The 20,635-nt window shown below is 73.5% G+C and carries 16 protein-coding genes; 7 read left to right on the plus strand and 9 right to left on the minus strand.

What is annotated here, in order from left to right; translation table 11 throughout:
- Window positions 1–25: 25 nt before the first annotated feature.
- From BU197_RS20385 to BU197_RS20400, 4 genes are all read right to left on the minus strand, one after another.
- On the minus strand, window positions 26–2,269 hold the full coding sequence (locus BU197_RS20385) for a HelD family protein (protein ID WP_188269713.1): 2,244 nt from the start codon (window positions 2,267–2,269) through the stop codon (window positions 26–28).
- Window positions 2,270–2,430: 161 nt separating this feature from the next.
- The gene (locus BU197_RS20390) at window positions 2,431–2,808 is read right to left on the minus strand and encodes a thioredoxin family protein (RefSeq protein ID WP_223183269.1); all 378 of its coding nucleotides are present in this window, start codon (window positions 2,806–2,808) and stop codon (window positions 2,431–2,433) included.
- Window positions 2,809–2,816: 8 nt separating this feature from the next.
- Window positions 2,817–3,254, minus strand: a complete 438-nt coding sequence (locus tag BU197_RS20395) for a MerR family transcriptional regulator (protein ID WP_188269714.1) — start codon at window positions 3,252–3,254, stop codon at window positions 2,817–2,819.
- A 145-nt stretch (window positions 3,255–3,399) separates the two neighbouring features.
- Window positions 3,400–3,927, minus strand: coding sequence for an Lrp/AsnC family transcriptional regulator (locus BU197_RS20400; RefSeq protein WP_188269715.1), 528 nt, complete (start codon window positions 3,925–3,927; stop codon window positions 3,400–3,402).
- A 65-nt stretch (window positions 3,928–3,992) separates the two neighbouring features.
- On the opposite strand from BU197_RS20400, the gene BU197_RS20405 reads away from it, so the two are divergent.
- Window positions 3,993–4,901, plus strand: a complete 909-nt coding sequence (locus BU197_RS20405; RefSeq protein ID WP_188269716.1) for an NAD-dependent epimerase/dehydratase family protein — start codon at window positions 3,993–3,995, stop codon at window positions 4,899–4,901.
- A gap of 49 nt (window positions 4,902–4,950) precedes the next feature.
- Here BU197_RS20405 and BU197_RS20410 read toward each other — a convergent pair whose 3' ends face one another.
- The gene (locus BU197_RS20410; protein ID WP_188269717.1) at window positions 4,951–6,303 is read right to left on the minus strand and encodes a cation:dicarboxylate symporter family transporter; all 1,353 of its coding nucleotides are present in this window, start codon (window positions 6,301–6,303) and stop codon (window positions 4,951–4,953) included.
- Window positions 6,304–6,605: 302 nt separating this feature from the next.
- Between BU197_RS20410 and BU197_RS20415 the strand changes: the two genes are divergently transcribed.
- Entirely contained in the window at window positions 6,606–8,363 is a 1,758-nt protein-coding gene (locus BU197_RS20415) for an ATP-binding protein (protein ID WP_188269718.1), read from the plus strand.
- Complete coding sequence (locus tag BU197_RS20420; RefSeq protein WP_188269719.1) at window positions 8,360–9,055, plus strand: response regulator; 696 nt, start codon at window positions 8,360–8,362, stop codon at window positions 9,053–9,055. Before BU197_RS20415 ends, BU197_RS20420 begins: the two co-directional genes overlap by 4 nt.
- Window positions 9,056–9,407: 352 nt before the next feature.
- Here BU197_RS20420 and BU197_RS20425 read toward each other — a convergent pair whose 3' ends face one another.
- Window positions 9,408–10,418 (minus strand): hypothetical protein, encoded by a 1,011-nt coding sequence (locus tag BU197_RS20425; protein WP_188269720.1) that lies wholly within the window; start codon window positions 10,416–10,418, stop codon window positions 9,408–9,410.
- A 421-nt stretch (window positions 10,419–10,839) separates the two neighbouring features.
- Here BU197_RS20425 and BU197_RS20430 point away from each other — a divergent pair, with 421 nt between their 5' ends.
- From BU197_RS20430 to BU197_RS20445, 4 genes are all read left to right on the plus strand, one after another.
- Entirely contained in the window at window positions 10,840–12,519 is a 1,680-nt protein-coding gene (locus tag BU197_RS20430) for an ABC transporter ATP-binding protein (RefSeq protein WP_188269721.1), read from the plus strand.
- Window positions 12,520–12,666: 147 nt separating this feature from the next.
- On the plus strand, window positions 12,667–13,983 hold the full coding sequence (locus BU197_RS20435; protein WP_188269722.1) for a prenyltransferase/squalene oxidase repeat-containing protein: 1,317 nt from the start codon (window positions 12,667–12,669) through the stop codon (window positions 13,981–13,983).
- Window positions 13,980–15,413, plus strand: coding sequence for a methyltransferase domain-containing protein (locus BU197_RS20440; protein ID WP_188269723.1), 1,434 nt, complete (start codon window positions 13,980–13,982; stop codon window positions 15,411–15,413). Before BU197_RS20435 ends, BU197_RS20440 begins: the two co-directional genes overlap by 4 nt.
- Window positions 15,410–16,435, plus strand: coding sequence for a hypothetical protein (locus tag BU197_RS20445; RefSeq protein ID WP_188269724.1), 1,026 nt, complete (start codon window positions 15,410–15,412; stop codon window positions 16,433–16,435). Before BU197_RS20440 ends, BU197_RS20445 begins: the two co-directional genes overlap by 4 nt.
- A gap of 475 nt (window positions 16,436–16,910) precedes the next feature.
- Here BU197_RS20445 and BU197_RS20450 read toward each other — a convergent pair whose 3' ends face one another.
- The 3 genes from BU197_RS20450 to BU197_RS20460 all read right to left on the minus strand — a co-directional run bounded on the left by BU197_RS20450 (window position 16,911) and on the right by BU197_RS20460 (window position 20,617).
- The gene (locus tag BU197_RS20450) at window positions 16,911–17,747 is read right to left on the minus strand and encodes an SDR family NAD(P)-dependent oxidoreductase (protein ID WP_188269725.1); all 837 of its coding nucleotides are present in this window, start codon (window positions 17,745–17,747) and stop codon (window positions 16,911–16,913) included.
- A 95-nt stretch (window positions 17,748–17,842) separates the two neighbouring features.
- Window positions 17,843–18,424, minus strand: a complete 582-nt coding sequence (locus tag BU197_RS20455; protein ID WP_188269726.1) for an RICIN domain-containing protein — start codon at window positions 18,422–18,424, stop codon at window positions 17,843–17,845.
- A gap of 1,167 nt (window positions 18,425–19,591) precedes the next feature.
- Window positions 19,592–20,617, minus strand: coding sequence for an ATP-dependent 6-phosphofructokinase (locus BU197_RS20460; RefSeq protein ID WP_188269727.1), 1,026 nt, complete (start codon window positions 20,615–20,617; stop codon window positions 19,592–19,594).
- Window positions 20,618–20,635 lie beyond the last annotated feature (18 nt).

Consider the following 20,635-nt stretch of genomic DNA (forward strand, 5'->3'; position numbering starts at 1 on the left):
GGTCCCGCCCGGGGGTGGGCGGGGGTCAGTCGCGGGGCGCGCGGCGGATGATCCCGAGGCGCTGGGTGGCCCGGGTCAGCGCCACGTACAGGTCGTTGACGCCGTGCGCGGCGCCGTCGACGATGCCCTCCGGGTCGACCACCAGGACCGTGTCGAACTCCAGGCCCTTGGCCTGCCGGGGGTCGAGCAGCACCACCGGGCGGGTGAGGTCGGGGCCCGGTCCGTGCGCCGCGTCCGGCACGGCGGCGGCCAGGGCGGGGAGCAGCGCGGGCGGGGCGACGACGGCGGTCCGGCCCTCCTCGCGCCGTTCGGCCGCGACGGCGTCGGCGGTCTCCTTGACCGGGTCGTCGACAGTGCGGTCCCAGGGCTCGGTGCCGGTGGAGCGCACGGAGCGGGGCGGTTCGAAGCCGGGGTCCTGGGTCCGCCGGACCTCGGCGGCGACGGCCATGATCTCGGCGGGCGTGCGGTAGTTGACGCCGAGGCGGACCAGTTCCCAGCGGTCGTCGACGTAGGGGCCGAGGATGTCCTGCCAGGCGCCGACTCCGGCCGGGTCGCCGGTCTGGGCGGGGTCGCCGACCAGGGTCATCGAGCGGCTGGGGCTGCGGCGCATGAGGAGCCGCCAGGTCATCGCGGAGAGTTCCTGGGCCTCGTCGACGATGATGTGGCCGAAGGCCCAGGTGCGGTCGGCGGCGGCGCGCTCGGCGGCGGTGCGGTGGTCGGCCTCCTCGTGGCGCTCGGCGAAGCGTTCGGCGTCGATGATGTCGTGGGCGGAGAGGACCTCGGAGGCCTCCTCGTCCTGTTCCGTCTTGTCCTCGAACTCGTAGGTGCGCGAGGCGTAGGAGACGTCGAGGACGCCCTGCGCGTACTGGATCTGCTTCTGCCGCTCCGCCTCCTCGGCGGCGCGGGCGGCGGAGTCGTCCTCGCCGAGGAGTTCGGCGGCCTCGTCGAGCAGCGGTACGTCGGCGGGGGTCCAGGGTCCGCCGTCGCGCCGGATCACGGCCGCGTCCGCCTCGGGGAGGTGGGTGGGGTCGGTCAGGTAGTCGGCGAGGAACTCGCGCGGGGTGAGTTCGGGCCACAGGGTGTCGATGGCCGCGTGGACCTCGGGGTTGGCGGCGATGCCCTTGGCGAGCAGCGCGATGTCGTCGGGGCCGAGGAAGTTGGGGCCGCCGTAGGGGTCGGCGCCGATGCGGTCGGCGAGCTGCGCGGCGAGCGCGTCGAGGACGCGGAAGACGAAGTAGGGGCGGGCCAGGTTGTGCGGGAGGGCGGTCTCGCGGGCCTTGTGGCGGGCTTCGAGGGCCATGTCCCAGTCGATGAGGAGGTCGCCGTCCTCGTGCGGGACGACGAGCGGTGCGTCGCGCTCGGGTACCCGCTGGCGGTCCCGTACGGCGGCGGCGAGCGCTCCCGCCATGGCGAGGGAGCCCTTGACGGCGGCGGCGCGGGGGGTGTCGGTGCCGGTGGCGCGGACGCCGGGGAAGAGTTCGGCGGGGGTGGCGAGGAGGACGCCGGTCTCGCCGAGGGAGGGCAGCACGTTGCCGATGTAGCCGAGGAAGGCGGGGTTGGGGCCGACGATGAGGACGGCGCGGCGGGCCAGCTGCTCGCGGTGGGCGTAGAGGAGGTAGGCGGCCCGGTGCAGGGCGACGGCCGTCTTGCCGGTGCCGGGTCCGCCCTCGACGACGAGGACGCCCCGGTGCGGGGAGCGGATGATGGCGTCCTGCTCGGCCTGGATGGTCTGCACGATGTCGTGCATGCGTCCGGTGCGGGCCGCGTCGAGGGCGGCCAGCAGCACCTCGTCGGCGTCGCGGCTCTCGTGGCCGGTGCGGGTGGCGTCGGCGAGGTCGAGGACCTCGTCGTGGAGGGCGGTGACGGTACGGCCCCGGGTGGTGAGGTGCCGGCGGCGGGAGAGGCCCATCGGCTCGTGGCCGGTGGCGAGGTAGAAGGGGCGGGCGATCTCGGCGCGCCAGTCGACCACGAGCGGGGTGCGCTGCGGGTCGTCCTCGCGGATGCCGAGGCGGCCGATGTGGTGGTCTCGCCCGTCACGGAAGACGAGCCGTCCGAAGCAGAGTCCGCTCTCGCCCTCGTTGAGCGCGGTGAGCAGCCCGGACTGCTCGGCGACGAGCACGTCCCGTTCGAGCCTGCCCTGGGCGCTGCCGACCCCGGGGGTGCGCAGGGCACGCCCGACGGCGGCCTCGGCCTCGTCCCTCAGGTCGTCGAGCCGTGCGTAGAGATCGGTGATGAATTGCTGTTCTTTCCGAAATTCCTCGGTTGACAATTCGACTCCCGGCGCGATACAGTGTGTTTATTGAACTTCTCCGTGGCTGCGTCGTGTCCAGGCACGGAATCTCTCAATATACGCGAGGAAATACCCCGACTGTCAATTCTAGTCGGGGTATTTCCGTATGCCCTGGGGAAGTCGCCGTGCGGCTCGCCCGGCTAGTCGAGGGCGTCCGCCAGATCCTCCAGGAGGCGGCGCTTGGCTCGGCTGCCCACGAGGGACCGCACCGGCTCGCCCGCCCGGAACAGCAGCATCGTGGGCGCCGAGAGCACCCCGTAGCGCAGGGCCGTCTCCGGATTGTGGTCCAGGTCGATCTCCGCGACCCGCAGCCGGTCCGCCTCCTCCGCCGCGACCGCCCTGAGCACCGGCTTCATCTGCCGGCAGGGCCCGCACCAGTCGGCGGTGAACTCCACCAGGACCGGAAGCCCGGACTCCCGCACCACCGCGTCGAAGTCCGCGTCCGTGAGCTGGAGCACGCCTCCCGCGGCGGTCGCGGCCGTGTCCTCCGTCGTCCCTGTCGTCGTCCCTGTCGTCATCGCTGTCGTCATCGCTGTCGTCCTTCCGTCTCAGGGGCCCCTTCCGGGCCCGCCCCCACTCCGAGTTCGCACCGGGGCTCCGTACCGTGCGGCAGCTCCGCCTCGGCCCGCAGCAGCTGGGCGCCGACCTCCGCGCGTACGTCCCGGAGCCGGTCGATCAGACCGTCCAGCTCGGCGAGCTTGCGCCGGTAGACGGCGATCGACGCCGGGCAGGAGTCGCCCGCCGGGTGGCCCGCGCGCAGGCAGTCGACGAACGGCCGCGTCTCCTCCAGGTCGAACCCGAACGCCTGGAGGGTCCTGATCTCCTGGAGAAGCCGCAGGTCGGCGTCGTCGTAGGTGCGGTGCCCCCGCTCGGTACGGCGCGCGGTCAGCAGACCGCGGGACTCGTAGTACCGCAGAGTCCGGGTGGTGGTCCCGGCCCGCTCGGCCAGCTCTCCGATGCGCATGTCCCCGACCGTATGCCTTGACGTGGACGTCAAGGCAAGGGACGGATCGAGAGCCGGGGAGGCGGGCTGCGGGCTCGGGCTGCGGGGATACGGGCTGCGGGATACGGGCTCGGCCGGTGGGGATATGGATTCGGGCGGTGGGGTGTCAGCCTCGGGGCGGGGGCGGGAGGAGCGGTTTGCGGACCACCGGGGAGGACAGCACGATCGAGGTCGTCGTCCGGCCGAGGGCCGAGGTCCGCTCCAGCATCTCCTCCAGATGGCCGGTGTCGGTGACGGCGACCTTGAGGATCCAGCAGTCCTCCCCCACCACGTGGTGGACCTCCAGGACCTCGGGGCGCTCGGTCAGTTCGAGGGTGCGGGGGTGCTTCAGGGTGTAGCCGGCGTGCGGGTTCACCCGGATGAAGGCCTGGATGCCGTAGCCGAGCCGGGCGGGGGAGACATGGGCGCCGTAGCCGGTGACCGCGCCGCTCGCCTCCAGGCGCCGGACCCGCTCGGTGACGGCGGCGGGGCTGAGCCGGACGCGCCGCCCCAGCTCGCTCAGTCTGACCCGGCCGTCGCTCTGGAGGACGTCCAGGATCCGCCGGTCGACGGCGTCGAACGAGGCCGCCGTGTTTTCCTCGGCGGAAGGACGCGAAGGCCGTGGTTCTTTTGGCATGCCGTCCTGGACTCCCATGTTTCCCCCTTCAATCGGCGGTGATTCAACGTAACACTGGAATCAAGCCAAGGGAGTTGGGATTCATGGACATTCTGGTCATCGGCGGCAACCGCTATTTCGGCAAGCGGCTCATCGCCCTCTTGCGGAACTCCGGACACCGGGTCACGGTGCTCAACCGGGGCTCCTCGGGAATCCCCGGGGAAATCGAGCACGTCATCGCCGACCGCGATGACGAGAACGCCCTGGAATCCGCCCTCGCGGGCCGTTTCTTCGATGTCGTCGTGGACCAGGTCTGCTACACCCCGCACCAGGCGGAGATCGCCCGGCGCGTCTTCGCGGACCGTACCCGGCGCTATGTGATGACCTCCACGGTGATGGTGTACGAGCACCAGGACTCCCCGGATCCGGTCGCCGAGGACTCCCTGGACCTGTCGGCGGTCGCCGTCGACACCCGGCTCCCCTGGGGCGACCCCGGGTTCCGGGACGCCCACTACGGGGAGGGCAAGCGGCAGGCGGAGGCGGTCTTCGCGGCGGGCACGGACTTCGCGTGGACCTCGGTGCGGGTCGCCCATGTCCTCGGCGGGGACGACGACTTCACCGGCCGGCTCGACCATTATGTGCGGCGGGTCCGGGCGGGCGAGCCCATCGCCGTCCCCGCGGTCGACCACCCGGCGACCTACGTCCACGTGGAGGAGATCGCCGCTTTCCTCGCCTGGACCGCCGTCGCCGACTTCACCGGACCGGTCAACGCCCACTCCCACGGCCCCCTCACCGCCGCCGACCTCTGCGCCGAGATCGAACGGCAGGTCGGCGGCCGGACCGTCTTCCGCGCGGTGGAGTCCGGCGAGGTCTCGCCGTTCTCCTTCACCCGCTCGTACGGCATGGACAACTCCCGTGCCACCGCGCTGGGTTACTCCTTCAGTCACTCCTCCACCTGGCTGGCGCGGGCGGTCGCGGAGACGGTCGGGCAGGGGGCGGGACACCCGGGGTGAGGGGGTACGCGTACCGGCGTGCGGCCGGGTGCCGCGCGCCCCGGGCCGGTCAGACGCCCGCGCGGGCCCGTTCCTCGCCCTCGTCGGTCCGCCGGGCCGGGAGCCGGGCCGGGGCGTGGTCGTCGACGAGGGTCCGCTCGTCGAACGGGACCCGCCCGGCGAGGACGGCGGCGGCACGCGCCTTGTCGAACTCCTTCGTCCACGTGCCGACCAGCACCGTCGCCACCGCGTTGCCCGCGAAGTTGGTCAGGGCGCGCGCCTCGCTCATGAAACGGTCGACGCCCACGATGAGGCCCACCCCGTCGACCAGATCGGGCCGGTGCGACTGGAGACCGCCCGCGAGGGTCGCGAGACCGGCGCCGGTGACACCCGCCGCGCCCTTCGAGGCGATGACCATGAAGACCAGCAGGGAGATCTGCTCACGGACGGAGAGCGGGTCGCCCATCGCCTCGGCGACGAAGAGCGAGGACATCGTCAGATAGATCGCGGTCCCGTCGAGGTTGAAGGAGTAGCCCGTCGGCACGGTGATGCCGACGACCGGCCGGCTCACCCCCAGGTGCTCCATCTTCGCGATGAGCCGGGGCAGCGCCGACTCCGACGAGGAGGTGGAGAGGATCAGGAGGAACTCCCGGCCCAGGTACTTCAGGAGCGACCAGACGTTGACTCCGGCGATCAGCCGGAGCAGCGCGCCCAGCACCACGAAGACGAAGATCGCGCAGGTCAGATAGAAGCCGATCATGATGACGGCGAGGGACTTCAGGGCGTCGGCGCCGGTCGCACCGACCACCGCCGCGATCGCGCCGAACGCGCCGGCCGGGGCGGCCCACATGATCATGCCGAGGATACGGAAGACAAGCCGCTGGAGGTGCCCGATCCCGCGCAGCACCGGCTCGCCGGAGGCCCCCATCGCCTGGAGCGCGAAGCCCGTGAGCAGCGCGACCAGCAGGGTCTGGAGGACCTCGCCACCGGTGAAGGCGGAGACCATCGTCATGGGGATGATCCCGAGCAGGAAGTCGGCGGTGGACTCGCTCGCCCCCTCCGCCTGCCGGGCGCCCTCCTCGGCCAGCTCCTTGGTGAGGTGGAGACCGGAGCCGGGCTCCAGGAGGTTGCCGACGACCAGACCGATCGCGAGGGCGACCGTCGACATCACCAGGAAGTAGCCGAGCGCGAGCCCGCCGACGGCGCCGACCTTGGCGGCCTTGCGGACGGAACCGACGCCGAGCACGATCGTGCAGAAGATGATCGGCGAGATCAGCATCTTGATCAGATTGACGAAGCCGGTGCCCAGCGGCTTCAGCTCGACGGCGACGCCCGGCGCCAGGAACCCGACCGCGATACCGAGCAGGACGGCGCCGATGACGGCCGGATAGAGATAGCGGGTGCGGTCCCGGCGTGCTGCCACGGGGTCCTCCTCGTGCTGTGGGTGTCCACGCCCCGGTGGACTCCGCGACTATCCATCAGCCTGTGACCGGGGTCACGATTGCGTACGTTTCGTTCACGGCGGATCCGCCGGAGGGGGCGGGGGAGGCTCGTGCGGGGCGGGCCCGGACCCGTAGAGGGAGAAGCCCGGACCCGTACGGGCGGGACCGGACCCCGTACGGGGCGGGCCCAGGCCCCGTACGGCGGAGGCGCGCGGGGCGGAGCGGCGGGCGCGATTCGGGAACGCGACGCATCGGCGCAAATCCGGCCGTGCAGACTTACCGCATGCGTCTGCCCCTCCCCCGTCCCCGCAGTCTGGCCGGACAGCTCTTCGCGATGCAGGTCGTCCTCGTGGCCCTGGTCGTCGCGGGGTGCGCGGTCTTCGCGTACGTCACGGACCGGGCGCAGGCCGAGGAGACCGCGCGGCGGCAGGCTACGGCGACCGCGGCAGCCGTCGCCGACTCCCCGTCCGTGGTCGCGGCGGCCCGTTCCGCCGACCCCTCGGCGGTGCTCCAGCCGTACGCCGAGGCGCTCCGCCGGCACGCGGGGGTCGCCTTCGTGGTGATCATGGCGCCGGACGGCACCCGCTGGACCCACCCGGAGCCCGCGCAGATCGGCCACACCTATCTCGGGCACATCGCGGGGGCACGGGCCGGGCGGATCCACTCCGAGACCCATCGGGGGATACTCGGCCCCTCCGTGCGGACCGTGGCGCCCGTCCTGGACTGGGGCAGGGTCGTCGCCCTGGTCAGCGCGGGCATCACCATCGACAGGATCAGCGAGCAGGTACGGGGGCAGGTCACCGCGCTGCTGTGCATGGCGGGCGCGGCGCTCGCGCTCGGCGGCGCGGGCACGTATGTCGTCAACGCCCGGCTGCGCCGCCACACCCACGGCATGAACGCGACCGAGCTGAGCCGGATGCACGACTACCACGAGGCGGCGCTGCACGCGGTCCGCGAAGGGCTCGTGATGCTGGACGGGCGGCGGCGGATCGCGCTCGTCAACGACGGGGCGCGGGAACTGCTCGGCCTCGACGGGGCGTGCGTCGGGCGCCCGGCGGCCGGTCTGGGGCTGCCCGCGCCGCTGACGGGCGCGCTGCTCTCGGCCGAGCCGCGTGTCGACGAGACGCATCTGACGGCGGACCGGGTACTGCTCGTCAACACCCGCCCGGTGGTGGGCGGGGAGCGGCGCGGCACCGTCGTCACGCTCCGGGACCGCACCGAACTCCAGGCGCTCTCCGGGGAGCTGGACTCGGAGCGCGGCTTCACCGAGGCGCTGCGCTCCCAGGCCCACGAGGCGGCGAACCGGCTGCACACCGTCGTGTCGCTGATCGAACTGGGCCGGGTGGACGAGGCGGTGGAGTTCGCGACGGCGGAGCTGGAACTGGCACAGGCGCTGACCGACCGGGTCGTGGACGCGGTCGGCGAGCCGGTCCTCGCGGCGCTGCTGCTCGGCAAGGCGGCCCAGGCCAACGAGCGGGGCGTGGAGCTGACGCTCACCGAGGAGAGCCGTATCGACGACGGGCCGCTGCCCGCGTCCCTGCCCGCCCGTGACCTGGTGACGATCCTGGGAAATCTCGTCGACAACGCGGTGGAGGCGGCGGGCGGCACCCCGAGGGCGCGGGTGACGGTCACCGTCACGGCCCGCGCCGGGGACGGGGAACTGCTGCTGCGGGTCGGCGACAGCGGGCCGGGGGTGCGGCCCGCCGACCGGGACGCGGTCCTCGGCCGGGGCTGGACCACCCGGGGCCCCGGCCGGGGCCTCGGCCTCGCCCTGGTGGGCCAGGCGGTGACCAGGGCCCGGGGCACGCTGACGGTCGCGGACGCGGCGGAGGGCGGGGCGGAGTTCACCGTACGGCTGCCGCTGCGGGAGGAGGGAGACCGCCGCACGGTCACAGGACCGGCCGCGGAACCGGGGCCCGGCATCGCGTCCGGGCCGGTCCCCCTCGCGGCCCCGGGCCCCGGCTCCCGCGCGGGCTCCGCCCCGCACCCCGGTCGTCGCCCCGCTCCCCTCGCCGATGTCGACGGCGAGGTGCGGCGATGAGGGGCGGGGGAATCCGGGTGCTGGTCGTCGAGGACGATCCCGTCGCCGCCGACGCGCACGCGCTGTACGTGGGGCGGGTCGAGGGGTTCACCGTGGTCGGGATCGCCCACTCCCGTGCCGCCGCCGCGCGGGTGCTGGACCGGACCCCCGTCGATCTGATCCTGCTCGACCTCTATCTGCCGGACGGTCACGGTCTGCGGCTGCTGCGGGCGCTGCGCGCCGCCGGGCACTCGGCCGACGTCATCGCCGTGACCTCCGCCCGTGATCTGTCCGTCGTCCGGGAGGGCGTCTCCCTGGGCGTCGTCCAGTACGTCCTGAAGCCCTTCGCCTTCGCGACCCTCAGGGACCGGCTCGTCCGGTACGCGGCCTTCCGGGCGACGGCGGGCGAGGCCTCGGGGCAGGACGAGGTCGACCGGGCCCTGGCCACGCTCAGGACCCCGCACCCCGCCGCCCTCCCCAAGGGCCTGAGCGCGCCGACCCTGGAGGCCGTCACCCGGAGCCTGCGCGCCGCCCGTTCCGGCCTCACCGCCGCCGAGGCGGGGGCGGCGGTCGGGATCTCCCGGATCACCGCGCGCCGCTACCTGGAACATCTGGTCTCCGAGGGACGAGCGGGACGGGCCCCGAGGTACGGACAGATCGGGCGCCCCGAACTCCAGTACCGCTGGCTCGAAGACCCCACGCGGGGCCGGTGAGGAAGCGGCTGGAGGTGCTGGGGGAGCGGCCGGAGGTGCTGGGGGAGCGGCCGGAGGTGCTGAGGCTGCCGGAGCTGCTGAGGCCACTGGGGCTGTTGAGGCCACTGAGGCCGCTGAGACTGCCGGAGCCGCTGAGGCCACTGGGGGCCATCGGAACTGCTGCGGCCACTGAGGCTGCCGGGGCCACTGAGGCCACTGGGGGCCACCGGAACTGCTGCGGCCACTGAGGCTGCTGGGACTGTCGGGGCCGCTGGCGAAGCCGTCGGCGAGACCGTCGGCGAGACCCTGCACACCACCGCCGGTCCCAACCGCCCAACCGCTCACTCGCCTAACCGCTCACTCGCTCACCCACTCACCCACTCAGCTGGGCCCGTGCGGCAGGGGCGTGTCCGTTCTGGGCTTCCTGGGCGCGTTCCGCCAGCATCTTCGCCAGTGCTTCCAGGGTGGCCACCTGGAAATCGCTGTTGGAGCCTCGCTCCTCGACCGCGACGACCACCGTGCCGACTTGGACGTACGCCAGTCCCTTCCCGTCCGAGACCTGGAGGGCGGACGACTGATCGCCGAGGGCCGGTACCGACAGCGGCCTGCCCGTCGACGGCGCCCGGGTGAGCTTCTCGTAGAAGCGCTGGGCGGCACCGGGCGACTCGCAGGCCACCACCAGGAAGAAGGCCGACTGGTCGAAGGCGTTACGGAAGGACGACTGCGCCGTCGAGAGGATCCCTCCGCAGAGCGACACCTCCAACGCGGAACAGGCCTCCTCGCCCGAGGCGACGGCCGGCGCGGACTCGGCGGTCCACCCGGTCGGCATGCTGTGCAGATCGGGCGCGATCGCCTTCACCGTCGCGGCGTCCTTGAGCACGGCGACCCGGCGCCCGTCGGCCCCGCTCGACGCGTCGTCGCCGCCCAGGACGATCCTGGCCAGCCCGTACACGGCCAGGACCAGCACGAAGACCACCGCGACCACGGCCGCGAGCGCGGTGGGATCACCCTTGCGGATACGGGTGACCGTCTGGTCGCCGAGGACGAAGGTGCCCCGGGCCCGGCCGCCCCGGTCGATGACGACACTGCCCGTGTTGACGGGCGGCCCGGCCGGTCTCGGCGGGGCCAGGACGCTCGTCAGGTACGCGGCGAACGCCGGGTCCTGCGCCAGTACGGCCGCCAGCTTGCCCCGCAACAGGGCCCGCGCGTCGGGATCGTCCGGGGTCCGTTCGACCTCCGCCACGGCCTCCTCGCCCCGGTCCACACTCCGCAGCCTGCCGCGCACCAGGTCGACGACCCTGTCGCCGACCACTCCGCCCGCGGCGCCGACGGCGGCCCGCGCCACCGCCTCCACCACGGCCGTGGCCAGCTGCTCCCCGTTCATCCCGCTCCCCCGCTCATCCGGCTCCCCCGTGCATCGCGCTCATCGCGCTCTCTCGTCCGTCCCGCCGCCGTACATCCCGCTCATCCCGCTCCCTCGTCCATCCCGCCTCCGTCCTCCCGCGCCGTCGGCTCCGCGGGTCCCGCCCGGACCGACCGGGACCCGACCGGACCGACCGGGACCCGACCGGACCGACCGGGTCCCGTCCGGGCCTGTCCGCACCTGCTTCCTCCCACCGGACAGCGCCCGGCGGGAGGAAGCAGGTGTCCCCCCGTGGCGCCCAAGTGTCGGACCGGAACGGTTGTTGCGCAGGCCGTCGCGCGCGGTGAAACAATTCCGCTCTCCCCCACGGCGTGAATTCCCCTTGCGGACGGCGCGGTGGGGCGGTTGATTCGTAGGCCGCCGTGGGGAGGGCAGGACTGTCATGGGCCGAAACGAGAATCCGCTCGATCCCTCGGCGAGCCCGGTCGCCGAACTCGCCGACGCACTGCGCCGACTCCGCCGTGCCGCCGGCAGCCCCCCGTACCACCGGATGGCCCAGCGCTGCTCGTACTCGGTCGCCACCCTCTCCCGGGCCGCGGCCGGGAAGCAGCTGCCCACCCTCGCCGTGCTGCTCGCCTACGTCGAGGCGTGCGGCGGCGACCCCGGCGACTGGGAAGCGCGCTGGCACCGCACGGCGGAGGCCCTCGCCGTCCGGCACCCCGGCCTCGGGAGCCCCCCGTACAAGGGGCTGGCCCGGTTCGACCACACCGACCAGGCTCTCTACTTCGGCCGGGAGCGTCTCGTCGACGAGCTGTGGGCGCTGACCCGGGAGCGGCGGGTGTCCGCGCTGACCGGCCCGTCGGGGAGCGGGAAGTCCTCCCTGCTGCGGGCCGGGCTCGTGCCCCGGGCGCGCGGGTGGGAGGAGGGCCCTCGACGTCCTGCCGCGATCCGTCTCGTCACCCCGGGCGAGCACCCGTTCACCACCCACGGCCCGCTGCTGGCCCCGGCGGACGGGCGTCCTTCCGCCGTGCTCCTCGTCGTGGACCAGTTCGAGGAACTGTTCACGGTCTGTCATGACCCGGACGAACGTACGAAGTTCCTCAGGGCGCTTCTCGCGGACCGGGACCCGGCCGCCGGTCACCGCGTCGTGCTGGGCATCCGCTCGGACTTCGTCCCACGCTGTCTGGAACACCCCCGGCTCGCCCCGGTCCTCCGCGAGGCGAGCCTGCCCGTGACCCGGATGGACGCCGCCGAGGTACGCGAGGCGATCATCGGACCGGCACGGGCGCACGGGCTCGTCGTGGAACGCGCGCTGACGGTCCGGCTCACCGCCGACGCCGCCGAGGTCGGCTACGCCCTGCCCCTGCTGTCCCACGCCCTCCTCGAAACCTGGCGCCGCCGCCAGGGCCGTACGCTCACCCTGGAGGCGTACGAGCGGGCCGGTGGGCTGCGCGGGGCGATCGCCCAGAGCGCCGAGGGCGTCTACGCCCGCCTCGACGGCGAGCGGGCGCGCATCGCACGGCAGGTCCTGCTGCGGATGATCACCCCGGGGGCGGGCGGCGCCCCCGACACCCGCCGCTCCGTCACCCGGGCCGAACTCGAATCGCTCGGCGGAGGCCGGGAGACCCACGAGATCCTGGAAGCGCTGACCCGGGCCCGGCTGATCGTCTCGGACGGGACCCTCGTCACTCTGGCCCACGAGACCCTGATCGACGCCTGGCCGCGCCTCGGCGACTGGATCGGACAGGACCGCGAGGGGCTGCGCTTCCAGCGCTGGCTGACGGAAGCCGCCGACGCCTGGGACGCGGTCGGGCGGGAGCCCGGCGTACGGATCTCACCGGTCCGCCTCGCCCGGCTCGACGCGCACGTCCCCCACGCGGGCCGCACCGGACTCGCCTCCCTCAAGGGCCGCCGCCCCCTCGAAGGCCGCACCTCCCTCGAAGGCCTCACCCCTCTCGAAGCCGCCTTCCTCGCCGCCGGTCTGGCCACCCACCGCCGCACCCTCCGCGCCCGCCGCACGACCCGGACCCTGGCCTTCCTCCTCGCGGCCTCGACCACCGTCGCCGCCGCCGCCCTCCGAAGACAGCGGCGGCTGTTCCGGGAGCACGGGGGGCGGGCGTGACGTAGCGGGCCGCCGGGGATCGGCGCGAAAGCGGTGTCGAGGGAAGGCCGGGGCAGGCACACTGGGGCGACCGTTCCTGTCACGTCACGTCGGAGGCACGTCGTGACGCAGGACCGGGAAGCCGCACCCAACCAGGGGGAGACAGGCGTGCGTTCCGCTGCCGAGCTGTCCGGTACCGCCGTGACCGAGTCCATCGACCGTGCCGTCGGGTGCCTGCGCCAGACCTTCCGCACAGCCCCGGACGCGGCCGGCTGGTACCACTATCTCGACGATCCACACCCCGGCATCACCGCCTCCGCCGTCGGCCTCTTCACCTTCGGCCTTGCGGGGCTGCGCTTCGAGCGCTCCGCCGAGGTGGTCGCGTACCTCACCGCCGAGCAGCGCCTCTCGCCGGACGGCGGACAGGGCGGCTGGCCCGTGCGCACGACCAACGGCTTCCCGATAGGCGAGGCCACCGCCTGGGTGCTGCGAGCGCTCAGCCGGCCCGGCACGGCGCTGGGCTCCGGGGAGTCCTTACGACTGGGCGTCGAGTGGCTCCGGTCCCAGCAGAACGTCGACTCCGGCTGGGGCTCGTACCACGGTCAGCCCTCCCGGGTCTTCCTCACCGCCCTCAACATGCTCGCCCTGCACGAGGCCGGAGCGGAGGGCGAAGCCCTCACCAACGCCCAGCGCTGGCTGATCAGCGTGCAGAACCCGCAGACACCCGGCTGGGGGCCGATGCCCGGCACACAGCCGACCGTGGTGCACACCAGCATGGCCCTGATGGCGCTGTCCCGAATCCCCGGCGCCTTGAGCACCAACACCATGCGGCAGACGGCCGAGTGGCTCCTTGACCGGGTCGAGCCGGGGGTGCACGTCGAGCGCAGCACCACGGTCGAGGAGTACGACGTCCCCTACGACGACGCCGGGACGACCTCGGTCTTCCAGAACTCCCTGCCACACTTCGCCGGCCCGCTCGCGCTCTCCGCGATCTGCGCCACGGGCGTCGTCGACCCCCTCCAGCCCAAGGTGTTCAACCTGGTCACCGGCATCATCGAAACCCAGCAGGAGAATGGCTGCTGGGAGCTTCCCCGCAGCCCGATGCGGCCCTCGGTGTGGGCGATGTGGCCCTTCGTGTCGGCGCTGTCCGCAGTCCGGGGCGCCGTGCTCTCCACACCCCGCAGCCGGGCGGCACTGCTGTACCCGGGCTGCGCCATCATCCAGAGCGAGGACCAGCCCCAGGACCTGACCCGCAGGCTGCTGATCCGCAACGCTTTCGTCGACTGGCTGCGCGGCAAGTGGCTCACACTGGTGCTGTGGGCGGTCGCCCTGCTGACCACTGGCATCCCGGTCGCCCTCCTGGCGACAGGCCGCTTCTCCACGAAGGACTTCCTGACCGCGCTGATCCTGCCGGCCCTGCTGATGGTGTTCCAGTACGCGTGGGACCATCGCAGGCCGCCGACCCGGCCCCGGGGGAACCCGTGAGCGCTCCCGAGCGGACAACTCCGCCGCCCCTCAAGCCGCACCGGCGGTCGGCCGCCCCCGCACCCCCGGCCACCGTGTTCGTGGCACCGCCGGAGCAGTGCGAGATGTGCGAGGAGGTCCGGCTGGCCGGCGCCTTCGCCACCGGCGACCCGTACCCGCCCGGCGTTCCCGGCACCGGCTTCTCACGGCTGATCACCCGCACCGCCGCCATCGACGTGCTCTCCGGCCTGGGGTCCCTGCGCCCCGGCTACCTGCTGGTGGTGCCCCGTCGGCACACCGCCAGCTTGGGCGAGCTGCCACCGGCCGAGCTGGCAGAGGCCTTCGACCTGGCCTGGCGTTACGCCGACCGGGTGAGCCAGGAGCTGGGCAGCCCGACCGTCCTGGTCGAACACGGCTCATCCGGGGGCGCGGCGGCCGGTCACACCCCGGGCCAGCCCACGGAACACGCCCTGGCTCACTCCTCCGGGGGCTCCTGCATCATCCACTCCCACCTTCACGTCTTCCCGCTGTCGGACGAGTCCCGGGCCGAGTCGTTCGCCGCCCCCGGAAGTCGCCGGACCACAGGCCTTTCCGACCTGGTAGACACGGCGCACCGCAAGCGGAACTACTACTTCTGCACCTGGAAACGCGACGAGGGGTACCTGTTGTCCGATCCGAACCTCCCCTCCCAGTACGCACGCCGTGTCTGGGCGCGGACCCTCGACGAGCCCGACCTCTGGGACTGGGCCGCCTTCCCCTTTCTGACCCGCTGCCAGGAAACCGTCAACCGCCTCCGATGCACTGCCGACGACCAGGACGAGACCGAGCGCCGGCTACGCGAGACGCTGCTGGCGTACGGGGCCTCCGCCCGCAGCTACGCGGCCGGCACCCGGCGGTACGAGGCGGAGTCCGCCCTGCCCGGCGAAATCGCCGACCTGGCCGCCACCACGGACGGAACGGTCCTGGACGCCGGGGCCGGAGCCGGCCGGGACGCGCTCTGCTTCGCCCGCACCGGCCGCCGGGTGATCGCCCTGGACGCCTGCCTGCCGTTGCTGTCGATGATCCCGGAGGATCCCCGGGTCCACCGGGTCGCCGGGGACGTGCGCGCCGTGCCACTGGCGGCCGGGGCGGTGGGCGCGGTGTGGTGCTCGGCCGTGCTGCTCCACCTGCCGCCCGCCGAACTGCTCCGCGCTCTGGTCGAGTTCCACCGGGTGCTGGACAGCCAGGGCGCCCTGCACATCTCGGTGAAGGAAGGGGAAGGGTACGACTCGCTGCCGATGGGCGGCGAGAATCCTTTTCGCCGGCACTTCTTCTACTACCGGAACGAGGACCTGGTGCCGCTCGCCCACGAGGCCGGGTTCGAGGTGGAGCACAGTTGGACCACCGCGGAGCGGGACTCCTCCGGCGAACTCCAGCAGTGGAGAAAACTCCGACTCCGCCGCACGGCGTGAACGGCCCTCGGACTGCGGACAACCCCGCCGCGCGCGGCTGCGGCGCACCCGGGGACCCGGTCCGCCCCCATCTCCATCTCCACCTCGAACCCGAGGAGCGCAAGCGCCGGGAACTCGGCCTGGCACCACGCGATTTCAGCTCCAGGGATCGGTTCTTCGCGGCGCACCGCACCGACCGCGCGGACCGGCCCCGGACGAGCCCGGGAGACCTTGGGCGATACCTCGCCCAGGTACACGCCGAACAGCGCGCCCAGGGCGCGGACCTCGTGGAACTGCGGCTCTCGCCGCGTCGACTGCTGCTGGACGGGATGACCTGGGAAGATTTCACCAGCACCGCGCAGCGGGTGCTGGGTCCCCTGCGCGATCCGGTGGTCTCGGCGGTGTTGCTGGTGAACCGGAACAGCCCGGCCGACTTCGTCGGGGAGCTGACCGACCGGATCGGGGAGCTGCCACCGGTCTTCGTAGGCCTGGACGTCGCGGGGGACGAGCTGGCGCACCCGGATGTCCGGCCGTTCGTGCCGCTGGCCCGCGCGGCGGCCGACGCGGGGCTGGGGCGGACGGTGCACGCCGGGGAGTTCGGGCCCCCGGAGCACGTCTGGCGGGCCCTGGACCTGCTGGGCGCGGACCGGATCGGGCACGGCCTGTCCTGTGCCGCCAGTGCCGCGCTGCTGCGCAGGATGGCGACCGATGGGATCCTGGCCGAGGTGTCGCTGACCTCGAACCTGGCGTTGGGCGCGGTACCGGCGCCGGCATCCCATCCCCTGCCGGCGATCCTGGCGGCCGGTGTCCCGGTCTCCCTCAACACCGATGTGCCGCTGCACACGGGGCACACTCTGACGGATGAACTCGACCTGGCCACGCAGGTCCTGGACCTCTCACCCGGGGAGATCCGGGCACTCCAGACGCGCGCCGCCGCCGCCCGCTTCCCCCGCCGCCCGTCCGGCCCCGCCAACCCCTCGGCCGGCAGCACACCCCGGACGCCGACTTCGCCGCATACGAGCGGCTGGCTGGGGCCTGTCTGACGGTCGACCCTGCCGTTGGTGGTGGGCTCACGGTTGCGGAGCGGGAGCCGAACGACATGGGCTCGGAGGGTGCTGCGGCAGGCTGATCACCGAGGCCCGATTCGCCTGCGACCACCATGGTCTGCCCTTGGCCGTCCTCGTCCCGCCCGGCGGTGTCGACGATTCGGCCGCCGACACCGCCCTCGGCGCCTGTGAGGGCGCCCCGGACCGGCGTCGGCCGCCTGTCAGCACGCCCGACGCGGCCAGTTCGGACGCGGTCAGTGCGTCCCGGTCGATCCGCCGGGTTCACGCGGGCGCGGCATCCGAATAGTGCTCCTGGAGCGTGCTTGACCAGAAGGCCGCCCCCTTCCGACCGTGAGCCCGGCGAAGCCCGCGAGCCCCGCCTGGCCGGCGCCCGGCTCCCAGACCCCGAGGTCGGCTGCGCCGACACATCCACCCTCGGGACGGCGTGCGAGCGCCGCCGCCTCGCCGGCCGTCACCGCGCGAGATAACCGCCGTCGACCGGGAGGACCACGCCGGTGATGAAGGACGCCTCGTCGGAGGCGAGGAAGAGGACGGCGGCGGCCACCTCCGCCGGGGACCCGAGCCGTCGCATGGGGTGGAGCCGTTCGATGTCCGCGAGGTACTCGGGGCCGCCGGGCTCGTCGCGCAGACGGGCGACGCGTTCGGTGGTGATGGTGCCGGGGGCGACGGCGTTGACCCGGATGCCCCGGTCGGCCCACTCCACGGCGAGGTGCTTGGTGAGTCCGGAGGCGACGAACTTGGCGGGCCCGTAGACCGCCTGGCCCCGCTGTCCCGCGACGCCCGAGATGGACGAGACGCAGACGACGGAGCCGCCCCCGCCACCGCCGCCGTCCGCCACCGGGGCCATGACCTCGATCGCGTACTTGCAGGTGAGGAACATGCCCCGGCCGTCGACCGCCATCACCTGGTCCCAGTCGTCGGCTCCGGCCTCGGTGATCTCCGACAGCGGGATGACCCCCGCGTTGGCCACCAGGACGTCCAGCCGCCCGTGCCGCTCGACGGCGGCGGTGATCATCCGGCGGGCGTCCTCCTCCCGCGAGACGTCGCCGACCACCGTGGTGACGGCCCGGGGCAGCCGCTCGGCGAGGCGCCGCAGACCGTCCTCGTCGAGATCGGTGGCCACCACCATCGCGCCCTCGCGGGCGAAGAGTTCGGCGACGGCCCGGCCGATCCCGTTGGCCGCCCCGGTGACCACACAGACCTTCCCCGCGAGCCGCCCGCCGACCGCCCCCGCCCCGGGAGCACTCGTCGTGGACCCGTCGGCCGCGGCACTACTCGTCTCCGTCATGGCACCGGACTGTAAGGGGATCACGCCGGACGGTAAACAGCGCGGACCGCACCGACGACCGGGGGTCGTGACCGGCCTGATCCGAAAGGCACGGCCTACCGCCGTTCGAAGACGAAGAGCTGGCCCGAGGCGTCCGGAGCGCAGGGGGCCAGAGCGAGCCGGGCCCAGGCCGCCGTACGGTCGCCGGTCACGGTGACGCAGCCGACGGGGGTTCCCGGGCCGCCCGCCGGGACGATCCGGTGGCCTCGTAAGGACGTGCCGGACGGCTCCAGGGTGAAGGTCTCCACCCGGCCCGGGTCGCCGCACTCCGCGTCCCGGTACGCGGCCCCCGGCGTCCGGCCGCCGGACGGGAGCCCGGTGCAGCCCGCGCCCCGCTCCGGGTGGTCCGACACGATCCGCCACCGCCCCTCGCCCGCCTCCTCCAGGGAGTAGACCGGCACACCCGCCTCCTCGCACGGCAGCTGGTGGATCTGCCCGGTGCGGGTGCCGCGCCGCTCGCCGAGACAGAAACCGGTGCCGGACACACGGATGCGCACCTTCCCCACGGCGGGCCGGTCCCCCCGCCCCTCCGGGACCCGGGAGGAACGCCCGGCGAGTCCCACGCCGCCTTCCCGCAGGACGGTGACGACACTGACCCCGGCGAGCACGAGCCCGGCCACCGCGACCACCGCGACCACCGCCCGCCGTATCCGCCGCGCCCTGGGCGGCGGCGGGCCGTCCCACCGCCGGGTGTCGAGCTGATGACTGTCCAGGGGCCAGCGGGGCGAGTCTCCGGGTGAACCGGGGGAATCGTACGGAGCCGGGTCCGCGTACGGAGCCGGGTCGTCGTATGGAGCCGGGACCGCGTAGGGAACCGGGTCGTCGTACGGGGCCGGGTCCGCGTAGGGAGCCGGGACCGCGTACAGGGCCGGGGCGTCGTACGACTCGGGGTCGGCGTACGGCGCGGGGGCCGGGACCGCGTTGCCGTACGGCGCGGGGGCCGGGACCGCGTTGCCGTACGGCGCGGGGGCCGGGGCCCTGTCCTCGTACAGGGGTGTCCGTCCGGGTGTCTCCCTGGTCCCACACCCGTTCCCGGTCCCTGGCCCGTCGCCGGTCCCTGGTCCATCCCCGGTCCGACGCTCGTCCCTCGTCCCTGGTCCGTCCCCGGCCCCTGGCCCGTCCCCGGTCCGACGCTCGTCCCTCGTCCCTGGTCCGTCGCCGGTCCCACGCCCGTCCCCGGCCTCTGGACCGGAACCGGTCCGGGGTCCGGAACCGGCCCCCGCGCTCGTGTCCGCCTCCCCCGGCTCCGGGTCGGAGGCGTGCTCCCCCGGGCTCATCCGCGCCTCCCCTTTCCCCGGACGGATCCCGGTCCTCCCGGACGGATCCCGGGGACCAAGCCTTGTTGATCCCGCGTTCCCGCTCAAGAGGGGAATCCGGCATTTCCCCGGGGTGACCCTGGGCACACGCCCACGGTCCCGGCCGATCTCCGGGTCCGTCCGGAGCCCTCGGGCCGGGCCGGAGTCCCGGCGGAGAACCGGGACAGGTCGGGCCGGAGGTCCCTGCCCGGGGGCCGAATGGGCCGGTCGGCAAGGGCCCGGTCCGGCGGGGTACCCGGCCGTACGATCCCGGGCCTCACGGTCCCAAGCCGTACGGTCCCGGGCCGTGCAGTCCCCGTCCGTACGGTCCCAAGCCGCAAACTCCCAGCCCCAGCCCACAAAGCCCGGCCCACAAGCCCCCCGGCCCGCAAGTCCCCAGCCGCGACCCGGGCCCCAGCCGTGACCCGGGCCCTGGCCGCCCCCGGGACCAAGAAGACCCCGCCCCCTCCGCGTCGTGCGCGAAAGGGGGCGGGGTCTTTTCCCGTGCCGTCAGAAGACGGACTCCGCCTCCCGCATCCGGTCCTCCGGGACCGTCTTGAGGCGGGTCACGGCCTCGGCCAGCGGGACCATGTCGATGCTCGTGCCGCGCAGCGCCGTCATACGGCCGAAGTCGCCCCGGTGGGCCGCCTCCACCGCGTGCCAGCCGAAGCGGGTCGCGAGCACCCGGTCGTACGCGGTCGGGGTGCCGCCGCGCTGGACGTGGCCGAGGATGACCGGGCGGGCCTCCTTGCCGAGGCGCCGCTCCAGCTCGACGGCGAGCTGGTTGCCGATGCCCTGGAAACGCTCATGGCCGAACTGGTCGATCTCGCCCTTCTTGTACTCCATCGAACCCTCGGCCGGATGGGCGCCCTCGGCGACGCAGATGACGGCGAACTTCTTGCCCCGGGCGAAGCGCTCCTCGACCATCTTGACCAGGTCGTCGACCTCGAAGGGCCGCTCGGGCAGGCAGATGCCGTGCGCGCCGCCCGCCATGCCGGACTCCAGGGCGATCCAGCCGGCGTGGCGGCCCATCACCTCGACGACCATCACGCGCTGGTGGGATTCGGCCGTGGTCTTGAGCCGGTCCATGGCCTCGGTGGCGACGCCGACGGCGGTGTCGAAGCCGAAGGTGCGGTCCGTGGACGAGATGTCGTTGTCGATCGTCTTCGGTACGCCGACGACGGGCATGCCCGCGTCGGAGAGCATCCGGGCGGCGGTCAGGGTGCCTTCCCCGCCGATCGGGATGAGGACGTCGATGCCGTACTTGCGGGCCAGGTCGGGGGCGGACTCGGCGGCCTCGCGGAGCCGGTTCCGCTCCAGGCGTGCCGAGCCGAGAATGGTGCCGCCGCGGGCCAGGATGCCGCTGACCGCGTTGAGGTCGAGCGACCGGTAGTGGCCGTCGAGCAGCCCCTTGAACCCGTCCTCGAAGCCGATGACTTCGTCGTCGTGGCCGGTGAGCGCCCGGTGCACGACCGACCGGATCACTGCGTTCAGGCCAGGACAGTCGCCGCCTGCGGTGAGAACTCCGATACGCATCGTGCTGTGTCTCCTGCT

The organism is Streptomyces sp. CBMA291 (assembly GCF_014596525.1).
In the GTDB taxonomy this organism is placed as follows: domain Bacteria; phylum Actinomycetota; class Actinomycetes; order Streptomycetales; family Streptomycetaceae; genus Streptomyces.